The organism is Mycobacterium appelbergii, assembly GCF_032883035.1.
GTDB classification, from domain to species: domain Bacteria; phylum Actinomycetota; class Actinomycetes; order Mycobacteriales; family Mycobacteriaceae; genus Mycobacterium; species Mycobacterium appelbergii.
The window spans coordinates 69,398-94,735 of record NZ_JAMQTH010000008.1; the positions used below are offsets into that span (position 1 = coordinate 69,398).

Annotated in this window: 22 protein-coding genes; 15 read left to right on the plus strand and 7 right to left on the minus strand. The window is 65.8% G+C overall.

The genetic code is table 11. The features are described 5' to 3' along the window. The first annotated feature begins 20 nt into the window (after positions 1-20). Positions 21-464 (plus strand): class Ib ribonucleoside-diphosphate reductase assembly flavoprotein NrdI, encoded by a 444-nt coding sequence (gene nrdI / locus M1247_RS19225; RefSeq protein ID WP_317157983.1) that lies wholly within the window; start codon positions 21-23, stop codon positions 462-464. Further along, complete coding sequence (nrdE, locus tag M1247_RS19230) at positions 431-2,599, plus strand: class 1b ribonucleoside-diphosphate reductase subunit alpha (RefSeq protein WP_317157984.1); 2,169 nt, start codon at positions 431-433, stop codon at positions 2,597-2,599. Before nrdI ends, nrdE begins: the two co-directional genes overlap by 34 nt. Positions 2,600-2,612: 13 nt before the next feature. Here the strand turns inward: nrdE and M1247_RS19235 are convergent, their stop codons facing one another. After that, a complete protein-coding gene (locus M1247_RS19235) occupies positions 2,613-2,999 on the minus strand; it encodes a DUF5997 family protein (RefSeq protein ID WP_317157985.1) in 387 nt (128 codons plus the stop codon). A gap of 41 nt (positions 3,000-3,040) precedes the next feature. Between M1247_RS19235 and M1247_RS19240 the strand changes: the two genes are divergently transcribed. The 3 genes from M1247_RS19240 to M1247_RS19250 all read left to right on the plus strand — a co-directional run bounded on the left by M1247_RS19240 (position 3,041) and on the right by M1247_RS19250 (position 5,528). Beyond that, positions 3,041-3,754, plus strand: a complete 714-nt coding sequence (locus M1247_RS19240) for a LysR family substrate-binding domain-containing protein (RefSeq protein WP_317157986.1) — start codon at positions 3,041-3,043, stop codon at positions 3,752-3,754. A 236-nt stretch (positions 3,755-3,990) separates the two neighbouring features. Next, a complete protein-coding gene (locus M1247_RS19245; RefSeq protein WP_317157987.1) occupies positions 3,991-5,388 on the plus strand; it encodes an OFA family MFS transporter in 1,398 nt (465 codons plus the stop codon). After that, entirely contained in the window at positions 5,385-5,528 is a 144-nt protein-coding gene (locus M1247_RS19250) for an MFS transporter small subunit (protein WP_317157988.1), read from the plus strand. Before M1247_RS19245 ends, M1247_RS19250 begins: the two co-directional genes overlap by 4 nt. Here the strand turns inward: M1247_RS19250 and M1247_RS19255 are convergent. Next, a complete protein-coding gene (locus M1247_RS19255; protein ID WP_317158269.1) occupies positions 5,503-6,084 on the minus strand; it encodes a TetR/AcrR family transcriptional regulator in 582 nt (193 codons plus the stop codon). The two genes, M1247_RS19250 and M1247_RS19255, sit on opposite strands and share 26 nt — an antisense overlap. 106 nt (positions 6,085-6,190) lie before the next feature. On the opposite strand from M1247_RS19255, the gene M1247_RS19260 reads away from it, so the two are divergent. Then, positions 6,191-7,057: an LLM class flavin-dependent oxidoreductase gene (locus M1247_RS19260; RefSeq protein WP_317157989.1), complete on the plus strand. Its 867-nt coding sequence runs from the start codon at positions 6,191-6,193 to the stop codon at positions 7,055-7,057. An 83-nt stretch (positions 7,058-7,140) separates the two neighbouring features. Here the strand turns inward: M1247_RS19260 and M1247_RS19265 are convergent, their stop codons facing one another. Continuing rightward, positions 7,141-8,325 (minus strand): NAD(P)/FAD-dependent oxidoreductase, encoded by a 1,185-nt coding sequence (locus M1247_RS19265; protein WP_317157990.1) that lies wholly within the window; start codon positions 8,323-8,325, stop codon positions 7,141-7,143. A 150-nt stretch (positions 8,326-8,475) separates the two neighbouring features. Here M1247_RS19265 and M1247_RS19270 point away from each other — a divergent pair, with 150 nt between their 5' ends. The 4 genes from M1247_RS19270 (at position 8,476) to M1247_RS19285 (ending at position 13,303) form a co-directional block, all read left to right on the plus strand. Then, positions 8,476-9,216 carry a TetR/AcrR family transcriptional regulator gene (locus M1247_RS19270; RefSeq protein ID WP_317157991.1) on the plus strand — a complete coding sequence of 247 codons (741 nt, stop codon included), beginning with the start codon at positions 8,476-8,478 and terminating at the stop codon, positions 9,214-9,216. Positions 9,217-9,297: 81 nt separating this feature from the next. Continuing rightward, a complete protein-coding gene (locus M1247_RS19275) occupies positions 9,298-10,836 on the plus strand; it encodes a flavin-containing monooxygenase (RefSeq protein ID WP_317157992.1) in 1,539 nt (512 codons plus the stop codon). Positions 10,837-10,911: 75 nt separating this feature from the next. Next, a complete protein-coding gene (gene nrdF / locus M1247_RS19280; protein ID WP_410506903.1) occupies positions 10,912-11,874 on the plus strand; it encodes a class 1b ribonucleoside-diphosphate reductase subunit beta in 963 nt (320 codons plus the stop codon). Between the two features lie 55 nt (positions 11,875-11,929). Then, positions 11,930-13,303: an alpha/beta hydrolase gene (locus M1247_RS19285; RefSeq protein WP_317157994.1), complete on the plus strand. Its 1,374-nt coding sequence runs from the start codon at positions 11,930-11,932 to the stop codon at positions 13,301-13,303. 75 nt (positions 13,304-13,378) lie between these two features. On the opposite strand, the gene M1247_RS19290 is transcribed toward M1247_RS19285, so the two are convergent. Further along, the gene (locus M1247_RS19290) at positions 13,379-14,830 is read right to left on the minus strand and encodes an LLM class flavin-dependent oxidoreductase (protein ID WP_317157995.1); all 1,452 of its coding nucleotides are present in this window, start codon (positions 14,828-14,830) and stop codon (positions 13,379-13,381) included. Between the two features lie 90 nt (positions 14,831-14,920). On the opposite strand from M1247_RS19290, the gene M1247_RS19295 reads away from it, so the two are divergent. Then, a complete protein-coding gene (locus tag M1247_RS19295) occupies positions 14,921-15,241 on the plus strand; it encodes a DUF3349 domain-containing protein (protein WP_317157996.1) in 321 nt (106 codons plus the stop codon). 3 nt (positions 15,242-15,244) lie between these two features. Here the strand turns inward: M1247_RS19295 and M1247_RS19300 are convergent, their stop codons facing one another. Together M1247_RS19300 and M1247_RS19305 are read right to left on the minus strand one after the other, a co-directional pair. After that, positions 15,245-16,069: a DUF6498-containing protein gene (locus M1247_RS19300; RefSeq protein ID WP_317157997.1), complete on the minus strand. Its 825-nt coding sequence runs from the start codon at positions 16,067-16,069 to the stop codon at positions 15,245-15,247. Positions 16,070-16,200: 131 nt separating this feature from the next. Beyond that, positions 16,201-17,250 (minus strand): NAD(P)-dependent alcohol dehydrogenase, encoded by a 1,050-nt coding sequence (locus tag M1247_RS19305; RefSeq protein WP_317157998.1) that lies wholly within the window; start codon positions 17,248-17,250, stop codon positions 16,201-16,203. A 405-nt stretch (positions 17,251-17,655) separates the two neighbouring features. On the opposite strand from M1247_RS19305, the gene M1247_RS19310 reads away from it, so the two are divergent. Genes M1247_RS19310 through atzF form a run of 4 tightly spaced genes read left to right on the plus strand, consistent with a single transcriptional unit; the run spans position 17,656 to position 24,561 of the window. Beyond that, positions 17,656-18,516 carry an urea amidolyase associated protein UAAP1 gene (locus M1247_RS19310; RefSeq protein WP_317157999.1) on the plus strand — a complete coding sequence of 287 codons (861 nt, stop codon included), beginning with the start codon at positions 17,656-17,658 and terminating at the stop codon, positions 18,514-18,516. Positions 18,517-18,518: 2 nt separating this feature from the next. Continuing rightward, positions 18,519-19,154 (plus strand): urea amidolyase associated protein UAAP2, encoded by a 636-nt coding sequence (locus M1247_RS19315; RefSeq protein WP_317158270.1) that lies wholly within the window; start codon positions 18,519-18,521, stop codon positions 19,152-19,154. After that, positions 19,151-22,792, plus strand: a complete 3,642-nt coding sequence (gene uca, locus M1247_RS19320; protein WP_317158000.1) for an urea carboxylase — start codon at positions 19,151-19,153, stop codon at positions 22,790-22,792. Before M1247_RS19315 ends, uca begins: the two co-directional genes overlap by 4 nt. Continuing rightward, complete coding sequence (gene atzF, locus M1247_RS19325; protein WP_317158001.1) at positions 22,789-24,561, plus strand: allophanate hydrolase; 1,773 nt, start codon at positions 22,789-22,791, stop codon at positions 24,559-24,561. Before uca ends, atzF begins: the two co-directional genes overlap by 4 nt. On the opposite strand, the gene M1247_RS19330 is transcribed toward atzF, so the two are convergent. Further along, positions 24,501-25,220: a TetR/AcrR family transcriptional regulator gene (locus M1247_RS19330; protein ID WP_317158002.1), complete on the minus strand. Its 720-nt coding sequence runs from the start codon at positions 25,218-25,220 to the stop codon at positions 24,501-24,503. The genes atzF and M1247_RS19330 overlap by 61 nt on opposite strands. Between the last annotated feature and the right edge of the window lie 118 nt (positions 25,221-25,338).

Here is a 25,338-nt window from a genome sequence, read left to right on the forward strand (position 1 = left end):
GCGCCGGATAGGGGGCACGAATGAGCCATCTCGTCTACTTCTCCAGCGTCTCGGAGAACACCCATCGCTTCGTCGAGAAGCTCGGACTCCCCGCTACCCGGATCCCGTTGCACGGCCGTATCGAGGTGGATGAGCCCTACGTCCTCATCCTGCCGACCTACGGCGGCGGGCGGGCCACGCCGAACATCAATGACGGCGGCTATGTCCCGAAACAGGTCATCGCGTTTCTGAACAATGAACACAACCGGTCGTTGATCCGCGGCGTCATCGCCGCGGGCAACAACAATTTCGGTGCCGAGTTCGCCTATGCGGGCGATGTCGTCTCCCGCAAATGTGGCGTGCCCTACCTGTATCGCTTGGAACTCATGGGAACCCCGGACGACGTGGAAGCCGTCCGAGCGGGTTTGAAAGACTTTTGGAAGGACCAGACGTGCCACCAACCGTCACAGCTGCAGAGCCTGTAACCACCGGCGCGCACGCGCTGCCGGGGGAGACGGACTACCACGCGCTCAACGCGATGCTGAACCTGTACGACGCCGACGGCAAGATCCAGTTCGACAAGGACCGGGAAGCCGCCAACCAATACTTCCTGCAGCACGTCAACCAGAACACGGTGTTCTTCCACAGCCAGGACGAGAAGCTCGACTACCTGATCGAGAAGAATTACTACGAGCGTGAGGTGCTCGACCAGTACAGCCGCAACTTCGTCAAGTCGCTGCTGGATCGGGCCTACGCCAAGAAGTTCCGGTTCCCGACGTTCCTCGGTGCATTCAAGTACTACACGTCCTACACGCTGAAGACGTTCGACGGGAAGCGCTACCTGGAGCGCTTCGAGGACCGTGTGGTCATGGTCGCGCTGACGCTGGCCGCCGGGGACACCATCCTGGCCGAGCAGCTCGTCGACGAGATCATCGACGGCAGGTTCCAGCCGGCCACCCCCACCTTCCTCAACTCGGGCAAGAAGCAGCGCGGTGAGCCGGTGTCGTGCTTCCTGCTGCGCATCGAGGACAACATGGAGTCCATCGGGCGCTCCATCAACTCCGCTCTGCAGCTGTCCAAGCGTGGTGGCGGAGTCGCCTTGCTGCTGACCAATATTCGTGAGCACGGCGCGCCGATCAAGAACATCGAGAACCAGTCATCCGGCGTCATCCCAATCATGAAGCTGCTGGAGGACTCGTTCTCCTACGCCAACCAGCTCGGTGCACGTCAGGGTGCCGGCGCGGTGTACCTGCATGCCCATCACCCCGACATCTACCGGTTCCTGGACACCAAGCGCGAGAACGCCGACGAGAAGATCCGGATCAAGACGCTCTCGCTGGGTGTGGTGATCCCGGACATCACGTTCGAGTTGGCGAAGAAGAACGAGGACATGTACCTGTTCTCGCCGTACGACGTCGAGCGCGTCTACGGCGTTCCGTTCGCCGACATCTCGGTGACCGAGAAGTACCACGAGATGGTCAACGACGGCCGGATCCGCAAGACCAAGATCAAGGCGCGCGAGTTCTTCCAGACGCTGGCCGAGCTGCAGTTCGAGTCCGGCTATCCGTACATCATGTACGAGGACACGGTGAACCGGGCGAACCCGATCCACGGCAAGATCACGCACTCCAACCTGTGCTCGGAGATCCTGCAGGTCTCCACACCCTCGGTGTTCAACGAGGATCTGTCCTACGCCCAGGTGGGCAAGGACATCTCGTGCAACCTCGGTTCGCTGAACATCGCCAAGACCATGGATTCGCCGGACTTCGCGCAGACCATCGAGGTGGCGATCCGAGGGCTGACCGCGGTCAGCGATCAGACGCACATCTGGTCGGTGCCGTCAATCGAGCAGGGCAACAACGACTCCCACGCCATCGGGCTGGGACAGATGAACCTGCACGGCTATCTGGCTCGCGAGCGCATCCATTACGGCTCCGAAGAGGGCATCGACTTCACCAACATCTACTTCTACTGCGTGCTGTACCAGGCGTTGCGGGCATCCAACCGCATTGCGATGGAACGCGGTACGCAGTTCAAGGGGTTCGAGAAGTCCAAGTACGCCTCGGGTGAATTCTTCGACAAGTACACCGACCAGGCGTGGGAGCCGGCAACCGACAAGGTGCGGCAGATCTTCGCCGATGCCGACATTCGCATTCCGACGCAGGATGACTGGAAGCAGTTGAAGGAGTCGGTGCAGACGCACGGCATCTACAACCAGAACCTGCAGGCGGTGCCGCCGACCGGCTCGATCAGCTACATCAACCACTCGACATCGTCGATCCACCCGGTGGCGAGCAAGATCGAGATCCGCAAGGAAGGCAAGATCGGCCGCGTCTACTACCCGGCGCCGTTCCTCACCAACGACAACCTGGAGTACTACCAGGACGCGTACGAGATCGGTTACGAGAAGATCATCGACACCTACGCCGCGGCCACCCAGCATGTGGATCAGGGCCTGAGCCTGACGCTGTTCTTCAAGGACACCGCCAGCACGCGCGACGTCAACAGGGCGCAGATCTACGCCTGGCGTAAGGGCATCAAGACCCTGTACTACATCCGGCTGCGCCAGATGGCGCTGGAGGGTACTGAGGTGGAGGGTTGCGTCAGCTGCATGTTGTGATGCAGCCGCAGAATCACTGCTTGCGGGCCTGCTCCGCGCGCAGCGCCTTCAGGCGTCGCTCCTCGCGCAGGACGCTCTGGTAGCTCTCGCGTTCTGCGACCAGCCATTCCGGCTTCTCCTCGAGCAGCTGATCGATCTGCTCGGTGGTGAGCGCATCCCCGACCCCGCCGCGCGCGAGTCCGGCGATCGAGATGCTCAGCTTGGCTGCCACGAGGTTCTTCGGGTGCGGCCCGTTCTTGCGGAGGTCCTTGAGCCACTGCGGCGGGTCGGCCTGCAGGGCGGCGAGTTCGCCGCGGGTGATCGGGTTCTCCTGGAACTCCGCGGGCGTCGCCGGCAGGTACACGTCCAGCTTCTTCGCCGCGGTGGCGGGTTTCATGGACTGTGCGTTCGGCCTGCTCATGGCTTGAGCTTATCGATGAGGCCCGACGGTAGCCTGAGGCGGTGACCCCGCTCCGCCTCACCGTCGGGTACGTGCCCGGCGTGACGCCCGCGAAGTGGGCCCGGATCTGGGCGGAGCGCCACCCCGAGGTGCCGCTGCAGTTGTGCGCCGTCGCCGCGGCAGACGCGTCCGACGCAGTGCGGGCAGGCAACGTCGATGTCGCGTTGCTCCGGCTGCCGACCGACACGGCCGGGCTGGCCGCCATCCCCCTCTACGAGGAGACGACGGTGGCCGTGGTGCCGGCCGAGCACCTTCTCACTGCAGTCGACACGATTACCGCCGCGGACCTCGAGGGCGAGCCGATGTTGCACCCACTCGACCGCGTCATCGTCTGGGCGGACGCTCCCGGCGCCCCGGTCGATCACCGACCCGAAACCACCCAGGATGCAATAGAACTCGTCGCCGCAGGGATCGGCGCACTGATCGTTCCGCAGTCACTGGCGCGGTTGTATCACCGCAAAGATCTGACGTACCGCCCGATCGCCGACGCGCCCACCTGCCCCGTCGCGCTGGCCTTCCCGGAAGGCCCGCAGCCCGCACTGGTCGAGGAGTTCATCGGGGTTGTGCGGGGCCGCAAACCCGGTTCGTCCCGGGGACAGGCCCAGTCGGCACCGAAACGCACCGCACGGGAGAAGACCCTCGCGAAGCAGGCCGCCCGCGCCGCTGCGGGCAAGGTCGCCCGCAAGCCCGGGCGGACGCAGCGCGGTCGACGCTGACGCAAGTACGCAGGGCGGCGGCCGCGCGTCCGGCCCGTAGCAAAACCCACCGTGTTAGCGGTGCGTTTTGGACCCTGAGCCTGCGCGTATTGAAATCTATGAAACGTTTCAAAGCGGCCCCGGTTTCGCTAGTCTCCTTCGAGGAATCGCTCCAGGTGAGCCCGGCCACAGGCCGCGCTCGGAAGTGACGCTCGCGGTGGCAGCACGAGCGTCGTCCAGGTAATGAAAGGTCCGGGATGACAGCTGTGTCCACCGCGCTGACCACTGCGCCGTTTTTCAGCCGCGAACGCATCGTGGCACCGCCGGGCTGGAGCCGGTGGTTGGTGCCGCCCGCGGCGCTGTCGATCCATCTGTCGGTCGGCGCGGCCTATTCGTGGAGCGTGTTCAAGAAACCCCTCGAAGGGGCACTCGACATCTCCGGCACGCTCAGTGCCCTGCCGTTCACCATCGGCATCGTCATGCTCGGCCTGTCGGCCGCGGTGTTCGGCACCTGGGTCGATCGCAACGGTCCCCGGATGGCGATGTTCGTGGCGATGTGTTGCTTCTGCGGCGGCTGGCTTGTCGGCGCGGTCGGGTTGGCCACGGGTCAGTACTGGCTGGTGCTGCTGGGTTACGGGGTGCTGGGTGGGATCGGCTGGGGGATCGGTTACATCTCACCGGTATCCACCCTGATGAAGTGGTTCCCCGACAAGCCGGGGATGGCGACCGGGCTGGCCATCATGGGCTTCGGTGGCGGCGCCCTGATCGCGTCACCGTGGTCGACGGCGATGCTCAGCGCCTTCGGCACCGACACTGCAGGCATCGCGAAGACGTTCCTGGTGCACGGGTTGGTGTACGCGCTGTTCATGTCGCTGGGCTGGCTCCTCGTCCGAGTGCCCCGGCCCGATTGGAAGCCGCAGGGATGGACGCCGCCGCCGCTGCAGGCGAATTCGATCATCACGGGCGGACAGGTGTCGGCCGGGAATGCGATCAAAACCCCGCAGTTCTGGTTGCTCTGGGTCGTCTTGTGCTTCAACGTGACCGCGGGCATCGGCATCCTGGAGAAGGCCTCACCCATCTTCCAGGACTACTTCCCGGCGGCGGGGGTGGCGGCGGGCGCGTTGGCCGCCGCGGCTGCCGGATACGTTGCGATGCTGTCGCTGGGCAACATGCTCGGCCGTATCGGTTGGTCGAGCCTGTCGGATGTGATCGGCCGCAAGAACGCCTACCGGCTCTACCTGGGTGTCGGTGCGCTGCTGTATTTGACGATCACCTTGATGGCGAACTCCAACAAGCTGGTGTTCATGATCGCGACCATCGTGATCCTGTCGTTCTACGGTGCCGGCTTCGCCACCGCGCCCGCCTACCTGCGTGACCTGTTCGGCACCTTCCAGGTGGGCGCCATCCACGGCAGGCTGCTCACCGCGTGGTCGGCAGCGGGCATCCTCGGCCCGATCATCGTCAACGCGGTCGCCGACAGCGAGGAATCGGCGGGTAAGAGCGGTCCGGCGCTGTACACGTTGTCGTTCTCCATCATGATCGCCCTGTTGGTGATAGCGCTGGTGTGTAATGAGCTGATCCGCCCGGTCTCATCGAAATGGCATGAGCCCGCTACTGATTCATCCGAGCGCATCGCAGAAGGGGCCAACCGGTGACCGAGGTGTCTGTCGAGGACCAGGACTACGCGCCGACGGTGCCGAAGGGCTACATCGCGCTCGCATGGCTGTGGGTCGTGGTGCCGTTCGGCTACGGCGCCTACGAGCTGCTGCTCAAGGTCGGCCAGCTGTTCGGCTGAGGCCGGCGACGAGCAGATCGACCATCTGGCGCGCGTCGTACCGCGAGTCGCCGTCTGCGCCGACGCAGAGGTTTCCGATCGCCCGCATGAATCCGTAAGGATCTGTGCCGGAACGAATCTCGCCCGCCTTGGCCGCCGCTTCGAGAAGCTGCGCGGACACCGGCAACAGTCGGTCCAAGAAGTAGGTGTGTAGCGCCTCGAAGCGAGCGTGGTCGGACTGCAGGGCCGCGGCGAGTCCGTGCTTGGTGACGAGGAAGTCGACGAAGAGATCGATCCATTTCCTCAGCGCGGTGTACGGCGGATCGCTGTGCAGCAGGGCAGGTCCGGCCTCAGCGCAGGCGTCGACCTGGTGCCGGTAGACGGCGATGACGAGATCCGCCCGGGTGGGGAAGTGGCGGTAGATGGTGCCCACCCCGACGCCGGCCCTGGCGGCGATGTCCCGCACGGGTACCTCCACGCCGGAGGTGAGGAACGCGGCGGCGGCAGCGGCGAGCAGCGTCTGCTCGTTGCGCCGCGCGTCGGCCCGTTTCGGCGCCGCTGTGCCCTCGTTGTCCACCACTGAACCTCCTTGCGTGTTGCTAAACGGAACATTGCTCCGTATCGTAAATGGAGCGTCGTTCCGTTTGTTTATCATGCCAGGTTGGCGAGAGGAGTTGGAGCTCATGGCCCCACCGCAGTTCGGAATCATGACGGCCCCGATGCAGGTGGGTTACTCCGATCTGCAGAGGGTATGGAAGGAGGCCGACGCCATCCCCGAGATCGGGCACGCGTGGCTGTTCGATCACCTGATGCCGATCGAGGGCGACCTCAACGGGCCGATTTTCGAAGGCTGGACACTACTTTCTGCCCTCGCCGCACAAACCGAACGGCTACGCCTCGGGCTGTTGGTGACCAGCAATCGATTTCGACCGCCGGCGATGCTCGCCAAGATCGCGACGACCGTGGACATCGTCTCCGGCGGCCGGCTGGAATTCGGCATCGGGGCAGGGTCACGGCCAAGCCACCCGATCGCCCGCCGCGAATATGAGGCACATGGATTGCCGTACGACGATGCCGACGCTGCGGTGGAAAGCCTCGACGAGGCCTGCACGATCATCCGCCGGTGGTGGACTGAAGAGGCACCGTTTGATTTCGAGGGCAGCCATCATCGGTTGACCGGAGCGTTCGGAAGCCCGAAACCCGTCCAGCAACCGCATCCGCCGATCGTCATCGGAGGCCGGGCCAAAGCGACATTGCGGGTGGTCGCCGAGCATGCCGACGTGTGGAACATTCCAGGCGGAGACGTCGACGATGCCGTCAGCCGCAGTGCACTACTGGACCGGTATTGCGCCGAGATCGGGCGCGCACCAGGGGAGATCACCCGATCCATGGCACTGCCGGTTTCCTATGACCAGCCCGGTCAGACGCGGGATGCGATCGCCGAAGCCGTCGACGCCGGATTCCAGCACTTTGTCCTGATCCTGCCGGCGCCGTACCCGCGCAACGTCGCGCGCTGGGTTGCCGACGAATTCATCAACGGGTACGCCTAACCGCGAGCGTGCAATGTCTGCGAAAAATCACGCGATTTTTCGCAGACGTTTCACGCTCGCGGTGCAGTCCTATGACGGTGCGGCTACTTGGCGATGTGCTGCGGGCCCTGGGCCTTCTTGTACAGCGCCTTGAGCATCCGGTCGCGGAACGCGGCGTTGTCGATCAGCTTGACGCCGGCGTTCGCGAGCCTCGGCTGACCGATCAGCTTGTGCATGTAGCGCCCCCGCCGGTACTCCCGACCCCATGCGGCTTCCATGCGCTGCGCGTAGTTGGTGAAGTCGTCCGGCCCGCCGTTCTGCAGCGCCGCGACCGCGCATTCGCCTGCGGCCAGCCCGGATTCGAGCGCCTTGGAGATCCCCGCACCCGACGCCGGCTTGCCCGCACCCAGGGAGTCACCGGTGAACAGCACACCCGGACGCCATGGCGGCCAGGCCGTGAAACCCATCGGCAACCGCCACGCCCGCACGCTCTTGTTCTTCTTGAGTTCTTCGATCGGAGGCAGTTCCCACTCGGGAGGAAGCGTCCGAAGGAACTCGCCGAGGAACTGGGTGGCGTTGATGGACTGCCAGTTCTTATATGAGTTGACGTAACCGAGGCCGATGTTGAACCGGCCGCCGCCCATCGGGAACACCCAGCCGTAACCGGGTAACTGGTCGCCCTGGAACACCAGCTTCAGGTAGATGTCCAGCGAGTCGGAGTCCGCCCGGTTCGCGTTCATCTCGGAGCGGATGGCGATCGCGGAGTAACCGTTGTGCTCGGAGTCGATCTTCAGCGCCCGCTTGATCGGGGAGTAGGCACCGTCGGCGGCGATGACCGCATCACCGTAGACCTTCTCGCCACCCTTGAGCGTGACCCCGACCACCCGGCCGTTGGCGTCGAACTCCGGTCCGGCCACCTCGGCGCCCTGGCGCACCTCGGCGCCTGCCGACTCGGCGTGCTTGAGCAACACCGTGTCGAGGTGGGTGCGGCTGACGGTATGTCCGTGATCGGGCATACCGGGTCGCCGTGGGAACGACAGTTCCCACGCGCTCGGACTGAACACGGTCACCCGATTGACCCGGTGATAGGTGGCGACCTCGTCGGCCAGGCCCATCTTCTGCAGGTAGCTCACCGCGCGGGCGGTCAGCCCGTCACCGCACGGTTTGTCGCGGGGGAACTCCGCTTTGTCCAGAACGACCACCTTGGCGCCGGTCTGGGCCGCCTGCCATGCGGCGGCCGACCCTGAGGGGCCACCACCCGCTATGACCAGGTCGTATCGCTGCGTCATGAGCCTCGTCTCGTTGGTTGACTGTCGCAGTGATAGTACCGAAGTCGACGGTGCTCAGCGCGACGGGCGAACACCGTACCCATCGCGGCGATGGCGTGTTGCGGCGCGGTCTGGGCAGGTCAGCACTACCAGGGCGAGTACAGTATTGCCGTGCGACGAGCGTCGAGATCACATTCCAGCGGCGAAGCGGACGTCAAAGTTGACGCCCGCAGCGAGCGCTGGCGGGAGCACCGCAAGAAGGTGCGCTCGGAGATTGTCGACGCCGCATTCCGGGCCATCGACCGCCTCGGACCCGAGCTGAGCCTGCGTGAGATCGCCGAGGAAGCCGGCACCGCCAAGCCGAAGATCTACCGACATTTCGCCGACAAATCCGACCTGTTCCAGGCGATCGGTGAGCGCCTGCGCGACATCTTGTGGGCCGCCATTTTCCCGTCGATCAACCTTGCCGCCGACCCGGCGCGGGAAGTGATCCGCCGCAGCGTCGAGCAATATGTGAGCCTCGTCGATCAGCACCCGAACGTGCTGCGGTTCCTGATCCAGGGCCGGTTCGCCGAACAGAGTGAATCGACCATGCGGGCGCTCAACGAAGGCCGAGGGATCACCCTGGCGATGGCCGACATGTTCTCCAACGAGCTGCGCGAGATGGAGCTCGACGGCGCGGCGATCGAACTGGCCGCATTCGCCACGTTCGGGGCGGCGGCCTCGGCAACCGACTGGTGGCTGGGTTCCAAAGAGGACAGCCCCCGGCGCATGCCGACGGAGGAGTTCGTCGCGCACCTCACCACCATCATGGTCGGTTCCATCAACGGCACCTGCGAGCTCCTCGGCATCTGGATCGACCCTGACCTGCCGTTACATGAGGGTGTGCAGCGTCGCGAAGCGGTCAGCTGATCGTCTCGTTGACAGCCGCACCCTGGGCCCGGAGACTGGCAAATATCCGGTACCGGCGTTCCCAGAAAAGGATCTGACACCATGACGGCTGCTGAGCCCACGCAGAACCAGCAACCCGTGCGGACCCGTGCGCTGATCATCGGCAGCGGCTTTTCCGGCCTCGGTATGGCGATCGAATTGCAACGCCGTGGCGTCGAATTCCTGATCCTGGAGAAGGCCGACGAAATCGGCGGCACCTGGCGCGACAACACCTATCCGGGCTGCGCGTGTGACATCCCGTCGCACATGTACTCGTTCTCGTTCGAGCCCAAGGCCGACTGGCGCCACATGTGGTCGTTCCAGCCGGAGATCCAGGACTACCTGCTCGGGGTGACGGCCAAATACGGTCTACGTCGTTACGTGCAGTTCAACACGCACGTGGACCGCGCACATTGGGACGACGACGAGCTGCGCTGGCACGTCTTCACCGACACCGGCCAGGAGTACATCGCCCAGTTCCTGGTGTCCGGCGCCGGTGGTCTGCACATCCCGCTCATCCCCGACATCGAGGGTCTCGACGAATTCGCCGGTGTCTCTTTCCATTCCGCGCAGTGGGACCACAGCGTCGACATCACCGGTAAGCGCGTCGCGGTGATCGGCACCGGTGCCAGCGCAATCCAGATCGTGCCGGAGATCGTCAAAGACGTCGCCGAGCTGCACCTCTTCCAGCGCACCCCGGCCTGGGTGATGCCCCGGCCCAACAACGCATTCCCGCAGTGGATGCGTCGGGTGTTCAGCTACGTGCCAGGCACCAGGGCGCTGATGCGCGCGGGCATCTACTGGATCCATGAGGGTGTCGGGTTCGCGATGACCCAGCAGCCGCGGCTGCTCAAGATCGGCGAGCTGATGGGCAAGTGGAACATCAACCGCAGCATCAAAGATCCCGAGTTGCGCCGCAAGCTCACGCCGGACTACCGCGCCGGCTGTAAACGAATCCTCAACTCCGACACCTACTACCGCGGGATCGCCAACCCCAAGACCCAGGTCATCACCGAACGGATCCAGCGGATGACCCCCGGCGGCATCGTCACCGCCGACGGGGTGGAGCACCCGGTCGATGTGGTGGTGTTCGCCACCGGCTTCCACGTCACCGACTCCTATACCTACGTCGACATCAAGGGCGCCGGGGGTGAGGATCTGGTCGACCGGTGGAACCGCGAGGGCATCCAGGCGCACCGCGGCATCGCCGTCGCGGGCATGCCCAACCTGTTCTTCCTGCTGGGTCCCAACACGGCGCTCGGGCACAACTCGGTGGTGTTCATGATCGAGCAGCAGATCCGTTATGTCGGTCAGGCGATCGCCGCCGTCGACAAGGCCGGGGCCGACGCGCTGGCGCCCAGTCGGCGCGCCCAGGACGAATTCAACGCCGAGTTGCAGCACGACCTGGCCGGCACGGTGTGGAGCACCGGAGGTTGCCACAGTTGGTACATGGACGACCACGGCGTCAATCGCACCTTATGGAGCGGTATGACCTGGCAGTACTGGCTGGCAACGCGGTCCCTGGAGCCGTCTGAGTTCGATTTTCTGCACGCCGAGCACGACACGACAACACAAGGTGTTGCGGTCACCGCGGGTGGTTAACCCCAGGGGTAGTGTCGGTGGGACCGTCTGGCAAACACGACAACCTGGTGAAGTGGGGTTCTGGTGAGCGAAGGCATGAAATTGATCGACCGCGTCTCGGCGATCAACTGGAACCGGGTGCAGGATGAGAAGGACGCCGAGGTCTGGGACCGGCTGACCGGAAACTTCTGGTTGCCGGAGAAGGTTCCGGTGTCCAACGACATCCCCTCGTGGGGAACGCTGACGGCCCACGAGAAGCAGCTGACGATGCGGGTGTTCACGGGGCTGACGCTGCTAGACACCATCCAGGGCACCGTCGGTGCGGTCAGCCTGATTCCCGACGCGCTGACCCCGCACGAGGAAGCCGTCTACACGAACATCGCGTTCATGGAGTCCGTGCACGCGCGCAGCTACAGCAACATCTTCTCCACGCTGTGCTCGACCAACGAGATCGACGACGCGTTCCGCTGGTCGGAGGAGAATCCGAACCTGCAGCGCAAAGCCGAGATCGTCATGCAGTACTACAAGGGTGACGAGCCGCTGAAGCGCAAGGTGGCCTCCACACTGCTGGAGAGCTTCCTGTTCTACTCGGGCTTCTACCTGCCGATGTACTGGAGCAGCCGGGCCAAGCTCACCAACACCGCCGACATGATCCGGCTGATCATCCGCGACGAGGCCGTACACGGCTACTACATCGGCTACAAGTTCCAGAAGGGCCTGGCCCAGCACGACGAGGCGACCAGACAGGAACTCAAGGACTACACCTACGAGTTGCTCTTCGAGCTCTACGACAACGAGGTGGAGTACACCCAGGATCTCTACGACGAGGTCGGCCTGACCGAGGACGTCAAGAAGTTCCTGCGCTACAACGCCAACAAAGCGCTGATGAACCTCGGCTACGAGGCGCTGTTCCCCAGGGACGAGACCGACGTGAACCCGGCGATCCTGTCCGCGCTGAGCCCCAACGCCGACGAGAACCACGACTTCTTCTCCGGCTCGGGCAGCTCTTACGTCATCGGCAAGGCTGTCAACACAGAAGACGAGGACTGGGACTTCTAACGCCCGCGGTGACCGTTCAGCGAGTTGCCAGTTGGCGTTGATATGACATGAGCTGATGCACCAGCTCATTGCCCGGATCTCGCTGACCCACGGCTGGTTTCCAGTTGTCGCCCAGGTGAGTGCGGCAGTGCTGCTGGGGCTTGCGGTGGGTTGGCGCTCGCCCCGTTGGCGTCGTCGGATGCTGCCGGTCCTGGTCGCCGCGGCGGCGGTGCTGGCAGCGGTGACGTACTGGTACATCGACTCGATCGGGGTGGCCGGCAACGCCGGGCCGCCGCAGTTGTGGGCCTGGATCGCATCCACCGTGCTGGCTGTCGGTGTCGCAGTGCTGGGCTGGATGAGTGCCCGATGGTGGCGACGCATGGCCTCGGTGGCGGCGGTGGGTGCGTGCGCGCTGGCCTGCGCGCTGACGCTGAACGTCTGGGTCGGCTATTTCCCGACCGTGCATGCCATGTGGAATCAGCTCACCTCAGGCCCGCTGCCTGGACAGACGGACCGCCTGACCGTGACGAAGATGCAGCTGGCCCACGTCAGGCCGGCGAACGGTGTCCTGGTCCCGGTGACCATCGAGTCCGTATCAGGTTTCAGCCACCGCGGTGAACTCGTCTACCTCCCGCCGGCCTGGTTCGCCAGCAGTCCGCCCCCCGAACTTCCGGCGATCATGATGATCGGCTCGCAATTGAACACCCCGGCCGATTGGCTGCGCGCAGGCAACGTGCTGGGAATTGTCGACGGATTCGCGGCCGCGCACGGTGGCAACGCGCCGGTGCTGGTATTCGTCGATGCCACCGGCTCCTTTACCAACGACACCGAGTGTGTCAACGGCGTCCGAGGCAATGCGGCTGATCACCTGACCAAAGATGTTGTTCCGTACCTGATCTCGGACTTTGGGGTGCGCTCCGATCGCGATGGGTGGGGGATCGCGGGGTGGTCGATGGGCGGCACGTGCGCAGTGGACCTGACGTTGATGCATCCCGACATGTTCCGCTCATTCGTTGACATCGCGGGCGACCTGCGCCCGAACACCGGGGACAAGACGCAGACGATCAGCCGGCTCTTCGGCGGTGACGCCGACGCCTGGGCGGCCTACGATCCGATCACCATCATGGGTCGGCATGGCCCGTATCGCGATGTCACCGCGTGGTTCGAGGTTCCCACTGCTCAGCGTGGCCGTACGACACACGATCCAGCGGTCAACCCCGAGGCGCAGGACGTGGCGGCGACCACGCTGTGCGATGCGGCCAGGGCCGTGGCGATTGCCTGCTCGGTGCAGACCGCGCCGGGCCGCCACGACTGGGTGTTCGCCGCCAACGCATTTGCCAGCGCCTTGCCGTGGCTGGCCGGCCAGTTGCACACCCCAGGCGTGGACCGGACCCTGCTGCCGACGTCGACGTTGAGTCAGACCGCGTCAGTTCAGGCCGCGCCGCACTAGAAATCTCCCGCGAGCAGACGCGGAGGTACCCAAAATGCCACATTTTCGGGTACCGCCGCGTCTGCTCGGCGAGGTTTAGCGACCCCGCGCGGGCTGGGCGGCAATCGAGGCCGAGGAGGACGGCAGCGTCGACGGACGCTCGATGATCGTCGAGTTGGGACCTCCCACAAGGTAACTGGCACCGCGGTGCTCGTCGGCCAGACGATCGCCACGGCCCAACAACTTGTTGCGCAGACTGCCCGGCGCATAGCTCGACTGATAGGCGCCACGTTCGGTCAGAACCGGGACGACGTACTCGATGAAATCGGCAAAGGAGCCGGGCGTGATCGCATAGGCCAGGTTGAAACCGTCGACATCGGTCTCCTCAACCCACTCCTGCAGCGTGTCGGCAACATGCACACCGGATCCGACGATGCGTGGTCCCATGCCGCCGATCTCGCCCCATTCGGCGATATCGCGGACATTCCACTCACCGCCCTTGTCCGTTGCGGACTGAAATGCCTTGACCGCCGAGAGAATAGCGTTGGAATCGACGTTGCCGATCGGCTCGTCAAGGCCGTAACGCGCCAGGTCCACGCCCATCCAACCGGACATGAACACCAGCGCGCCCTCGGGATCGCCGTAGGCCAGGTACTCGGCGTGTTTGGCGTGGGCCGCGTCGTCGGTGTCGCCGGTGATGATCGTGGTCAGATTGAAGATCTTGGCTGAGTACGGATCGCGTCCGGCCAGCTCAAGCTCAGCGCGGATCGTGGAAACCGTCTCGCGCAGCAGGGCTTTGGTGGGGGCGGCGGTAAAGATCGCCTCGGCGTTCTCCGCGGCGAAACGGACTCCGCGCGGAGAGGACCCGGCCTGGTATATGACCGGTGTGCGCTGCGGCGAGGGTTCGGCCAGGTGTACACCCGGCACGCTGAAGTGGGTCCCGGAATGGCCGATGTGGTGCACCTTGGCCGGGTCGGTGAACACCCCGCGTTCGGCGTCGCGCACGACCGCGTCGTCCTCCCAGGAGCCTTCCCACAACTTGTAGAGCACCTCGAGGTATTCATCGGCGTGGTCGTAGCGTGCATCGTGCGCCGGCTGGTCGGTCTGACCCATGTTGCATGCCGCGGCAGGCAGATAGCCGGTGACGATGTTCCAGCCGATCCGGCCGTTGGTCAGATGGTCCAGCGTCGACATCCGCCGGGCGAACGGATACGGATGCTCGAATCCGGTGCCGGTGGTGATGCCGAAGCCCAGGTCCTCGGTGACCAGTGCCATCGCCGATACCAGCAGCATGGGATCGCCCACCGGGATCTGTGCGGCCTGGCGGACCGCCGCCTCATCGCTGGCCCCGTAAACGTCGTAGGTGCCCAGCACGTCGGCGATGAACAACCCGTCAAAACGCCCGTGCTCCAACAACTTCGCCAGTTCGGTCCAGTAGGTGATGTCCTTGTAGCGCCAGGACTGGTCTGAAGGATGGCGCCACAGGCCCGGCGACTGGTGGGCGACGCAGTTCATGTCGAAGGCGTTGAAGCGGATCACGCGGGTCACCGGGCCGAGGATGCCGGGACGGCGGCCGGTGGTCACCGGTTGCGTTCAGCGGGATTGTATCCGGGGAGGGAACCGTCGAGACTGGTCGATGTGACCGCCCAGTCTCTGTTGAGTTCCATTCTGAACTGGCTGCGCGCCGGCTACCCGGAGGGTGTGCCCGGCACCGACCGCGTGCCGTTGCTGGCGCTGCTGCGTTCCACGCCATTGACCGAGGACCAGATCAAAGAGGTGGTCGGCAAGATCGCCGAAGTGGCTGCGCCCGCCGATGTGGAGGACCCGATCACCCGCGATGTGATCGAGGCGTTCATCTCCGAGGTGACCCAGCATGATGCCGGGCCGGAGAATATCGCCCGGGTGGCGGCCAGGCTGGCCGCGGTCGGTTGGCCGCTGGCCGACTTCACCGGGCAATAGCCGTCAACGGCGCGGTTTCGGCCGTGGATCCTCGGCCCACGGCCGCTCGTTGCTGAGGCGTCGCTGCCTCTCCTCGTCGCGCTCGGCCGCCCAGAACTCCTCGAACCGCTGACCGGGGTGCACGTTGGGCGCGTGGTTCATGATGCCGCTCAGCCACTTCGGTGGCTGCGACGGCTCCCACTGGGGTAGCCCGAAACTCAACGCCGACAGGCTCTTGAGCACGACGAAAACCCCGAAGAAGGTGTGGGGCGCGCCGGTGACGGCGATCCCGACGAAACCGATGAGCAGGGTCAGGTGGATGACCATGACGCGCCCGATGGCCCGATTGGCAGTCTGTTCGAGTTGCCAGAACGACCACTGGCGCAGGCTGGTCAGGTCCACCAGGAAGTCGATGGCCAGAAACGCCAGGACATACACGCAGCCGAAACCGACACTGCACCAATCTATCTCGGCGAGATTTCCGACACCGTTGTGGTTGAGCATGAACAGGATGGTCCCGAGGAACACGCCGTGTGCGGCGCAGAAACTCAGGCTGATGAGGGCGAAACCGGCCGCAAACGACTGCTGCGAACCCCGGCGTCCTGCCCCCTTCATCTTGCGGGTGAACTGCGTTCCGTCGGGACCCGGTGCGTTGTACCGGAAATGCCCGCGGCGGGGAGACCACCGCTGATGAATGGCGATGCGCGCCAGGATGAACAGACATGCCGCGACCGTCTCGAACCAGTACACCGCGAGCGTGGTGGCCCCGGACCAGTCCTGGGTAAACCACCCGAGGGCCGGTACCGCGATGACCGCCAACGTGGTCAGTGCATGGACAATCCGTGTCACGTCGCGATAACTGCATCAAGTGGGCGCACGGCATGATCGTCGCACCTCGGGGGACGCTGCGGAGGCGGAAGCAGACAACATCGGGCGGCCGCTCGATCGCGGCCGCCCGATGTTGTTGTCGCTGGTTGTGGCTAGGCCCGCAACGAGGCCGTGTCGATGACGAACCGGTACCGGACATCACTGGCCAGCACGCGCTCGTAGGCCTCGTTGATGTACTCCGGTGCGATGACCTCGATCTCGGGCAGCACATCGTGCTCGGCGCAGAAGTCCAGCATCTCCTGGGTCTCGGCGATACCGCCGATCATGGAACCGGACAGGCTGCGGCGCAGACCGGCGAGGGGGAAGAACGGCACCACCAGAGGCTTCTCCGGAGCGCCGAGTTCGACGAGCGTTCCGTCGACCTTGAGCAGGCTCAGGTAGGCGCCCATATCGAGATTGGCCGACACAGTGTTGAGGATCAGATCGAACTGACCGGCCAACTGACGGAAGGTGTCCGGGTCGGAGGTCGCATAGTAGTGGCTTGCGCCCAGCCGAAGGCCGTCCTCCATCTTCTTGAGCGACTGACTCAGCACGGTGACGTCGGCGCCCATCGCTTTGGCCAGCTTCACGCCCACGTGGCCGAGACCGCCGAGACCGATCACGGCGACCTTCTTGCCGGGGCCTGCGTTCCAGTGCCGCAGCGGGGAGTAGGTGGTGATGCCGGCGCACAGCAGGGGAGCGGCGGCGTCGAGCGGAATGCTGTCGGGGATGCGCAGCACGTAGTTCTCGTCAACGACGATCGCGCCGCTGTAGCCACCGTGGGTGGGGGTGCCGTCGCGCTCGGTGGCGTTGTAGGTGCCGATCATGCCGCTGCCGGTGCAGTACTGCTCCAACCCGGCCTTGCAGTTGTCACACTCGCGGCAGGAGTCGACGAAACAGCCGACCCCGACGTGATCACCAACCTTGTACTTGGTGACATCCGAACCGACCTCGGTCACCACGCCGGCGATCTCGTGGCCGGGGACCACGGGATAGTTCGGCTGACCCCACTCGGCCTTGACGGTGTGGATGTCGGAATGGCAGATGCCGGCGAAATGGATGTCGAACGCCACGTCGTGCGGCCCTACCGCGCGGCGGGTGATGGTGGTCTTGGTCAGCGGCTCTGTTGCCGAGTTCGCGGCATACGCGGAAATGGTGCTCATGTCAGTCCTCTTTGTCGTCGTCAGGGCATGCTTGTGACTTCGGTCGACGGGCAAATTGAAGTTGCCGCACCGGGCAGCCCCACGGCACTTCAACTACATATGCGTCGACCTTAATCCCACAATCGACTGTGACCTTGCTTCCTGGGAATCCCCTGGGCGTAGGGGGCCATGTCCCCTGGCGATCAGGGGGCCGCCGGTCGGGAACCCCGGCGACCGGCCGACAGTATGCGGCCCGATGACCAGTGACAACCGATACCCGTCACATGGCAGACACACGTGACCCACGTTGTTAACGGCCTGACCGCGATCGGTTACACGGGGGCAACCACGGAAATGTCGTGATCCCGAAAACTGTCACTCGACAGAAATCAATCCGCCGAACGGCATCGTGACATCGGGAGACGTGTGACCAGCGACTTGACGAGCGGGACCGCCAACACCGCGGGAGCAAAGGCCCATGCGCGCGCGCAGCACGGTCGCACCACCGACTTCATGCGCCATGTGCCGGCGTCCGCCGGCCCCACGGCGCCCGACGGTGTGTCCGCCGATCGCCTCGTGTGGTCGGAGACCGTTGCGGCAGGCGGATACACCACGGCGGTACTCGCGCGGGGAACGCGGATCCGGCTGACCGACCTGGACGGCGATGCGTGTGCCCACCTCCTGCTGCACCGTGCCGATGGACCTCACGAGCGGCTGAACGTGGCCGACACCGTCAAGGTGCCGTGGCAGGCGTATCTCGGGACCGGGCATCCGCTGCTCAGTGGTTTCGGCCGCGTCCTGGCGACGATCGTCGCCGACACGTCGACGGTCCACGATGCGCTCACGGGCACCACCACCCGTTCGGGAAACGAGGCGAAGTACGGGGCCGCGGGGCCCCAGTCGGCGTCGCCCGCCGGGCGTGACCTGCTGTTACTGGGGGCGCTCAAACACGGCCTCGGACCACGTGATCTGCCACCCTCGCCGTCGCTTTTCAAGGGTGTGCGGGTCGCTTCCGACGGCACGCTGACGTGGATCGGATCTGCCGGGCCCGGCGCGATGGTCGACCTGCTGCTGCACCTGGACGTGATCGTGCTGCTCGCGAACACTGCGCACCCCTTGGATCCACGGCCCGACTTCACCTGTTCACCCCTTCGGGTGCACGCCTGGGCTGCCGCCGACGAACTCGATGCGCTGGTCGCGGGCGATCTCGTCGGACCACTCGGCCCCGAACACCGCCAGGCCATCGCCAACACCGACGCCGATCTTGCAGCCAGAGGAGTTCTGTGACCATCTCCGCGCTCGTCCCCGGCACCGTGTTGCTCGACCAGACCGTCGCAGCACGTGCCCCTTGGTCGGCCGTCGTCAGCCGCGGCGACGTCCTCACAATCGTCGATCTCGCCGGCAACCAGGCCGTCGACTGCCTGCTCTATTCGGCCGATGACACCGCCCTGCGTTACTCCGCTTCCGAGACCATCGGTCGGCAGGGCCGGATCGCCCTCACCACCGGATCAGTACTGCGCGCCGACACCGGGCTGGCACTGATGACGGTGATCGCCGACGAAGTCGGTGTCCACGACACGCTCGGCGGCGCGTGTTCGAAGGAGTCGAACACGCTGCGCTACGGGCAGCACACCCGGGCTCAGCACGGATGTATGGAGAACTTCCTCATCGAGGGGGTGAGACACGGGCTCGGTGTGCGCGATCTGGCCAGCAACATCAACTGGTTCATGAACGTGCCCGTCGACCCCGACGGCGCGCTCGGAATCGTCGACGGACTATCGGGGCCCGGCAAACGGGTCGCGTTGCACGCCGAGGTCGACACGCTGGTCCTGCTATCCAACTGTCCACAGATCAACAACCCGTGCAACGCTTTCGACCCGACGCCGGTCCGCGTTATCGTCAGCCGTCCCGACGAGGCCTCGTGACAGACACCGTCCTCGTCGCCAATCGCGGCGAGATCGCCGTTCGACTCGTGCGCGCTGCAAAGATTCTGGGGATACGCACCGTGGCCGTCTTCTCCGACGCCGACCGTGGCGCACCGCATGTGCACCTGGCCGACGAGGCCGTCAGGTTAGGGCCCGCCGCGCCGAGCGAGAGCTACCTGCGCATCGATAAGATCGTGGCCGCGGCAGTGGCGACGGGCGCGGGGATGATCCATCCCGGATACGGATTCCTCTCCGAGGACGCCGAATTCGCCGAGTCCATCGAGCGCGCCGGCATCACGTTCGTCGGCCCGACCCCGCATCAACTGCGCGTGTTCGGCACCAAGCACACGGCACGTGCCGCAGCAATGGCGGCCGGAGTACCGGTGTTCCCCGGGTCCGGCCTGCTGGACAGTGCCTCCGAGGCGGTGGCCGCGGCCGACGCGATCGGATATCCCGTGATGCTCAAGGCGACCGGTGGCGGCGGGGGAATCGGTATGCAGGTCTGCCGCGACGGTAACGAACTGCGGGTTGCTTTCGACCGCGTGGCGCGACTTGCCGAGCGCAGCTTCGGCTCCGCCGGGGTGTTCGTCGAGCGCTTCGTCGATCACGCCCGCCACGTGGAAGTTCAGATCTTCGGTGACGGCGCCGGCCGCGTCGTCTCCCTCGGGGACCGCGACTGTTCGCTGCAGCGCCGCAACCAGAAGGTGATGGAGGAGGCGCCCGCGCCCGCACTGCCGGAACACGTTCGGATGCAGTTGCACTCGTCGTCACGTGAGCTTGCCTCGTCGATCTCCTACCGCTCAGCGGGCACCGTGGAGTTCGTCTACGACCCGAGCCGGGAAGAAGCGTCGTTCCTCGAGGTCAATGCACGACTGCAGGTCGAGCATCCGGTGACCGAGGCCGTCACCGGGATCGACCTGGCCGGCTGGATGTTCCGACTCGCCCGTGGCGAGAACGATGTGCTGGGAGCGCATCTCGATGCCGGTATGCGCACCGGAGAGGTGCCGGTACGGGGTCACGCTGTCGAGGCGCGGATCTACGCGGAGGACCCGTCACGGGACTACCGCCCGAGTGCCGGCACGCTGACCGCCGTCAGATTCCCCGACGACGGTCATATCCGCGTCGACACCTGGATCGAGGAGGGCACCGAGGTCTCGGCGTCCTATGATCCGCTGCTCGCCAAGGTGATCACCGCCGGCACGGACCGCGACGAGGCGTTCGACCTGCTGGGCTCGGCGCTCGACGCAACGGTACTGCACGGTATCGAGGTCAACGTCGGCATGCTCCGCGCAGCGGTCGATCGTCCCGACGTACGCAGCGCCAGCCACAGCACCGCCACGCTCGCCGACATCGACGACCCGCGGCCACGGTTCACCGTCGAACGCGCGGGACTGATGACCACGGTCCAGGATCTGCCCGGCCGGGTGGGGCTGTGGGACGTCGGAGTCCCGCCGAGCGGACCCATGGACGACCTGTCGTTTCGGCTGGGCAACCGGGCACTGGGCAACCCCGAGGGGGCGCCGGGGCTCGAGTGCACCGCTTCTGGACCCGCACTGCGCACGAGCCACCCGATCACGGTGTGCGTCACAGGTGCGGAATGCCTTGTCACGGTGAATGATTCGCCCGTACCGATGTGGGAGCCGATCACCGTCCCCGCAGGCGCACTGCTCGACGTCGGGGCGGCCGAGACGACCGGCCTGCGGACCTATGTCCTTGTCGCCGGAGGGTTCGACGTGCCTGGGTATCTCGGCAGCGCATCGACATTCACGCTGGGCCGCTTCGGTGGCCACGGCGGTCGTCCGCTGGTGGTCGGTGACGTACTGCGGGCAGTGCCAACGACGGGCGCCGTGGGTGTGCCCAGCCCGGTCCCGTGGGATCAGCGCCCGGCGATGCCGTCGAACTGGGAGCTGGCGGTCACCGAAGGTCCGCACGGTGCACCGGAGTTTTTCACCCGCGCCGACATCGACACGCTGTACGGGGCGAGCTACCGCGTGCACTTCAACTCCGCACGCACGGGTGTGCGGCTCGAGGGGCCGAGGCCAGGATGGGCCCGTCCAGACGGTGGGGACGCCGGCCTGCATCCGTCGAACATCCATGACACCGCCTACTCCGTCGGCGCACTCGACTTCACCGGCGACACCCCGATCCTGCTCGGACCCGACGGGCCCAGTCTCGGCGGTTTCGTGTGCCCGGTGACCGTCGTCTCGGCCGACAGGTGGAAGCTCGGGCAACTGCGTCCGGGTGACACGGTCCGGTTCGTCGCTGTGCGCGCGGCAGAAGCGCCGTCGCGCAACCTTTTCGGCACCAGCCGCGGTGCGGCGAAACCCGTGCCGCGCACCGGAGGAGATCTCGACGACGGCGTCCTGGCCCGCCGCGACGGCATCCCCACCGTCACCTACCGGCGCAATGGCGACGACAACGTGCTGGTCGAGTACGGCGACATGGTGCTCGACCTGGCGCTGCGGGCGCGCGTGCACGCACTGCACCGAAGGCTGCAGGCTGACCAGCTCGACGGCATCCTCGACCTGACGCCGGGCATCCGGTCGCTGCAGGTCCATGTGGACCCTGACCGACTGCCGATCGACCGGCTGCTGGGCCTCCTGTTCGAACTGGAAGGCGACTTGCCCGCGATGTCCGACCTCCTCGTACCGAGCAGGTCGGTCCGGCTGCCGCTGTCGTGGGACGACCCCGCGACCAGAGAGGCCATTGCGCGCTACACCTCGGGTGTCCGCGACGACGCTCCGTGGTGTCCCTCCAACATCGAGTTCATCAGGCGAGTGAACGGTCTCGCGTCGCAGTCCGACGTGATGGACATAGTGTTCTCTGCGGAGTACCTCACGCTGGGTCTGGGCGACGTCTACCTCGGAGCGCCCGTCGCGACCCCCCTGGACCCGCGGCACCGGCTCGTCACGACGAAGTACAACCCCGCCCGCACGTGGACAGCCGAGAACTCTGTCGGCATCGGTGGCGCGTACCTGTGCATCTACGGGATGGAGGGTCCCGGCGGCTATCAGTTCGTGGGCCGCACGACTCAGGTGTGGAGCCGCTACCGGCACACGACTCCGTTCGAGCCGGGTAGTCCGTGGCTGCTGCGCTTCTTCGACCGGATCTCGTGGTACCCCGTGTCGGCCGACGAATTACTGGACCTGCGTGCGGATCTCGCCGCCGGGCGAGGGGCCGTCGACATCACCGAGGGCACCTTCTCGCTCGCCGAACACGAACGCTTCCTCGCGGACAACGCCGCATCGATTACGGACTTCCGCGCCCGTCAGACGGCGGCTTTCGATGCCGAGCGCACCGCATGGGAATCGGCGGGGGAGTTCGACCGCGCCGAGCGGGCGGAGTCCAGGGCCGCGACGGTGATCGCCGATCTCGTTCTCGACGAAGGAGATCAACGGGTGGACGCGCCGTTCGCATCCAGCGTATGGAAGGTCGAAGTCGAGGTGGGTGAGAGCGTGGTTGCCGGCCAGTCGTTGCTCGCGTTGGAGGCGATGAAGATGGAGACCGTGGTCACCGCACCGACCGATGGGATCGTCACCCAGGTGCTCGTCGAGGCGGGTAACCAGGTGGAGCCCGGCACGGCACTGGTCGTGGTGGGTCCGGCCGACGGCCGCGACGTGACTGGAATTCCGGCGTGACGGCCGTCGAGCGGGTCCGGGCCGCCTACGCCGCGATCGCCGAGGTGGATCGGCCCGAGATCTGGATCTTTCTGCGCCCCTTGGCCGATGCGCTCGCCGACGCCGAGAGCGTCGACGTCGCGGTCGCGGCGGGCGCCGACATGCCGCTGGCCGGACTCACAGCGGCGGTGAAGAACAACGTCGATGTCGCGGGTCTGCCCACCACCGCCGGATGTCCGTCCTATGCGTCGACTCCCGCGGTCACCGACGCACCGGTCGTCACACTTCTGCGGGCCGCGGGTGCGGTCGTGATCGGTGCCACCAATCTCGATCAGTTCGCCACCGGTCTGGTCGGGACGCGCAGCCCCCACGGTGCGGTACGCGATGCCCGGCGGCCCGACCGGATCTCGGGCGGATCGAGCGCCGGGTCGGCCGTGGCGGTGGCCCTCGGCCTGGTGGACGTCGCCATCGGTACCGACACCGCCGGATCGGGTCGCGTGCCCGCGGCATTGCAGGGCATCGTGGGAATCAAACCGACCTACGGTGTGGTGTCGACCGGCGGCGTCGTCCCCGCGTGCCGCTCCTATGACTGCGTCACGGTCTTCGCCCGCGACCTCGACACGGCCGATGCCGCGATGGGGGTGATGGCGGGCCCCGGTGCGCGACCGTTCCCGCCCGACGCGCCACTGGGTGCACCAGAGCGACCCGTGGTGGCGGTTCCGCGCGACCTGCCTGGTCTCTCGCAAGCGTGGCGGACGGGGTTTCTGAGGGCGTGCGACAGGCTCGCGGATCGCGATGTGACGCTCAGGGAGATCGATCTGACGCCGTTCCTCGAGGCAGCCCGGCTGCTGTACGACGGTGGTCTGGTGGCCGAGAGATATGACGCCGTAGGCGAGTTCATCGATGCCCACCGCGGTGAGGTCGACTCCACCGTGGGAGAGATCGTGTCGGCGGCCGGGACAGTGTCGGCGGCGACATTACTGCGTGACCGCAGGCGGCTCGATGAACTCACCGTGATGGCACTGGCGGCACTCGACGGGTGCGACGCCCTGCTCCTTCCGACGACGACCGAGCATCCGGGAATCGCCGACGTCGCAGGCGACCCGATCGCGGTGAACTCCCGGCTCGGCACATACACCAACTTCTGCAATCTGATGGATCTGTGTGCGGTGGCCGTGCCGTCGGGTATGGCGGGCGATGATCAGTTCGGGGTGTCGGTCATCGCACGTTCCGGCGCGGACGCGGTTGCGATGGACGTCGCGCGGCTCGTTACGGCACCGTCAGACCCGGTGGCCGCTGCGGGGGCCGTCACCTTGGCGGGACATTCCTGCGGAGTGCCGTGGCCGGCCCGCGCCGGCATCTCGACGACGGCACTGCTGGTGGTGGGTGCACACCTGAGGGGTCAGCCACTGGCCTGGCAGCTGACCGGCCGCGGCGCGCGGTGGGCCGGCCCAGCACTCACCGCACCGCTGTACCGCCTCACCCGCCTGGACACCACGCCGCCCAAGCCCGGGTTGATGCGCGTCGGGCCCGACGACGGTGTCGCGATCGGCGGCGAACTGTGGCTGGTGGGCACCGCGATGCTCGGCGATTTCCTTGCCGCCCTACCTGATCCGATGGCCCTGGGCCCGGTGACGCTGTCAGAAGGTACCCAGGTCGTCGGGTTCACCTGCGCGCTCGACGCGTGGCGCGACGGTGTGGACATATCCCGGCACGGAGACTGGCCGACTTACCTGCGCCACGCGGACTCTGCGGTGTCTGACACACCGTCGGCCGAGGCGCGAGCGTAACGGTCCACCTCCGTGCGACTGCGTGCGCGGACGGCCGGGATCTCGTCGCCTGCGATGCCGAGCACGCGCATACCGGCGTCGGCCACATGCACGGGCAGCGCGGACCGCTCGGAGCCCGGCGGCACAGACCACATGTTGACCAGCGACTCGACGAGGCGGAACGGCAGGTCGGCAGCGGCGTCGTCGACGCCGGTTTGAACAGTGACAGCTCGGCTCAACGCCAGATAGTGCAGTCGCAGCCGCTCGCGGTCCGACCAGAACGGCTCCAGCTTGGCGTCGCGCAGCTCGGGCATCAGATACAGCGCACCGAGATTCCAACGGCCGCTGAGTAACTGGTCACCGTCGAATGCCGCCAACGCGTGCAGGTGCTCGGCCGCGGTGAGGGCCGGTTGGGCGCCGAGCAGGCTCGGGATGAACGACAACGTCGGGGTCACCGTCTGGCTGAGGAGGGCGCAGAGGATGTCGTCTTTGGTCTTGAAGTAGTGGTACAGCGACGCCTGACGGATGCCGACTGCGTCCGCGATCATCCGGGTCGAAGTGCCCGTGCAGCCGAGTGTGGTGAACAATTCTCCTGCAGCATCCAGGATTTCGTCACGTGCACTGGTTCCCGGACGCCGTTGATCGTGCAGGCGCGGTCGTCCTGCTCTGGCGAGCGGCATGGTCCCATCGTGGACCATGGCGGGCTCCCAGCGGTAGCCATCCGGTTTCTGTCACACGATAGAAACGCGCGATACGAGTCGGTTACCTGCGCAGTCAATTGGTTACGCCGGCGACACC

Bases quoted from the DNA above. Each gene is read 5' to 3' on its own strand.
- nrdI (WP_317157983.1), top strand. From the start codon at position 21: ATGAGCCATCTCGTCTACTTCTCCAGCGTCTCGGAGAACACCCATCGC.
- M1247_RS19235 (WP_317157985.1), bottom strand. From the start codon at position 2,999: ATGAGCAGGCCGAACGCACAGTCCATGAAACCCGCCACCGCGGCGAAG.
- M1247_RS19245 (WP_317157987.1), top strand. From the start codon at position 3,991: ATGACAGCTGTGTCCACCGCGCTGACCACTGCGCCGTTTTTCAGCCGC.
- M1247_RS19260 (WP_317157989.1), top strand. From the start codon at position 6,191: ATGGCCCCACCGCAGTTCGGAATCATGACGGCCCCGATGCAGGTGGGT.
- M1247_RS19265 (WP_317157990.1), bottom strand. From the start codon at position 8,325: ATGACGCAGCGATACGACCTGGTCATAGCGGGTGGTGGCCCCTCAGGG.
- M1247_RS19275 (WP_317157992.1), top strand. From the start codon at position 9,298: ATGACGGCTGCTGAGCCCACGCAGAACCAGCAACCCGTGCGGACCCGT.
- nrdF (WP_410506903.1), top strand. From the start codon at position 10,912: ATGAAATTGATCGACCGCGTCTCGGCGATCAACTGGAACCGGGTGCAG.
- M1247_RS19285 (WP_317157994.1), top strand. From the start codon at position 11,930: ATGCACCAGCTCATTGCCCGGATCTCGCTGACCCACGGCTGGTTTCCA.
- M1247_RS19305 (WP_317157998.1), bottom strand. From the start codon at position 17,250: ATGAGCACCATTTCCGCGTATGCCGCGAACTCGGCAACAGAGCCGCTG.
- M1247_RS19330 (WP_317158002.1), bottom strand. From the start codon at position 25,220: ATGCCGCTCGCCAGAGCAGGACGACCGCGCCTGCACGATCAACGGCGT.